Source organism: Frankia sp. CcCS3 (assembly GCF_977927575.1).
Genome location: NZ_CDWRCL010000082.1, coordinates 1 through 1,409, shown reverse-complemented (window position 1 = coordinate 1,409; position 1,409 = coordinate 1). Strand labels below are relative to the sequence as shown.

General features: G+C 61.0%; 2 protein-coding genes. Both read right to left on the bottom strand.

Translation table 11 applies throughout. The features are described 5' to 3' along the window. Positions 1-110: 110 nt before the first annotated feature. Entirely contained in the window at positions 111-590 is a 480-nt protein-coding gene (locus tag AC08OQ_RS09575) for an ABC transporter permease (RefSeq protein WP_476611993.1), read from the bottom strand. Positions 591-796: 206 nt separating this feature from the next. Then, a complete protein-coding gene (locus AC08OQ_RS09570) occupies positions 797-1,267 on the bottom strand; it encodes a hypothetical protein (RefSeq protein ID WP_476611992.1) in 471 nt (156 codons plus the stop codon). Between the last annotated feature and the right edge of the window lie 142 nt (positions 1,268-1,409).

Sequence of the window (1,409 nt, the reverse complement as noted above, 5' to 3'; positions counted from 1 at the left end):
CGACTCCAAAGCGCGCCCAAGATCGTTACCGAGACAGCCGCTCGCACGACCTGACGTGAGAATCTCATGGGTCTCCTTACTCGACTACATAACGGGAACAGGAACCATGGCTAACGGTGGTTGGTACGGCGCCGCACCAGATCGGCATAGACAGCACCGACCAGCGCCACGGCAATCGCGATCTGCTGCCAGTACGGAGGCACCCGCACAATAACCAGACCGTTCTGCAGCACAGCAGGGACAAAAATCCCGATCGCAGCACCGACCGCACTCCCCGAAACACCGAAAATACTGACACCACCAAGCGCAACACCGGTGATCGCATTCAGCGCATCGGGAGCATGCCCACCGATCGTCGTCGTCGAAAAACGCGCCACATTCAGATACGCGGCCAAGCCATAAGCAAGACCCGCGAGCACATAAATCTTCATAGTATGGCCGCGGACATTAATCCCCGCCCGCTCACCGGCAACAGGATCAGAACCAGTCGCATAACTATAGCGACCGAAACGGGTACAGGCAAGCGCCCAAACCGTTATCGCAATCACCGCCACCGCGATCACCGTCATCACCGGAACCCCAGCCAGCATCCCTATGGAGTCGAAATGAAATAACTTGCGCGTTTCGAACCCTCCACAGGCCTGTGACCTGCGATGATGCTCTCGATCACGTATTTGTTACTTCATTACGTCCCCTATACCAATCCCATTGACCAGAAGAGCCGGCACATCCGCAATATCATTACCCCCGCTGACCAGCAAAGCCGCCCCCAACGCGCCCCCCATCGACGCCAACGTCACCAGAAAGGACGGCACACCAGCACGGGAGACAAGGAAACCGTTGACCGCACCCCACGCCCCCCCGCCACCAACGCGGCGACAAAACCGAGCACGCAGACCCAGACCCCACCACCACCCACCGAGGCCATGACCTTGGCCGCGATCACCTCACTGAACGCGATAACCGATCCCACCGACAAGTCGATCTGACGCGAGATGAGCAACAACGCCGTCGGCATCGCGATCACAAGCAGCGCACTCGCGTCAGCAAACACATTGCGCACATTGGCGACAGTCGCGAACTTCGTCGGCGCCATCACCGTGAAGATCACCACAAGTGCCAGCAACGCCAGCCCCACCCCCACCACCGGCGACCCCAGCACCCGGCGAACAGCCGACGACGCGATGGCATTACCGGGAACAGCCACGTCCCCGCCCCCGCCCCCGTCCGCGAGGACCGGCGCCGCGGTTGATTCGATGGCTGTCATGCCGTCCTCCGCACCGAGGCATCCAGCCCCGTCATCGCGGTCAGTAACGCATCCGTCGTAGCCTGCGTACCGGGAAGGTCCGCGACATCCCGACCGAGCCGCATCACCACCACCCGGTCAACAAGCTCGATCAACTCCGGCA

Excerpts from the sequence above, each read along its gene's own strand:
- AC08OQ_RS09575 (WP_476611993.1), bottom strand. The coding sequence starts at position 590 with ATGCTGGCTGGGGTTCCGGTGATGACGGTGATCGCGGTGGCGGTGATT.
- AC08OQ_RS09570 (WP_476611992.1), bottom strand. The coding sequence starts at position 1,267 with ATGACAGCCATCGAATCAACCGCGGCGCCGGTCCTCGCGGACGGGGGC.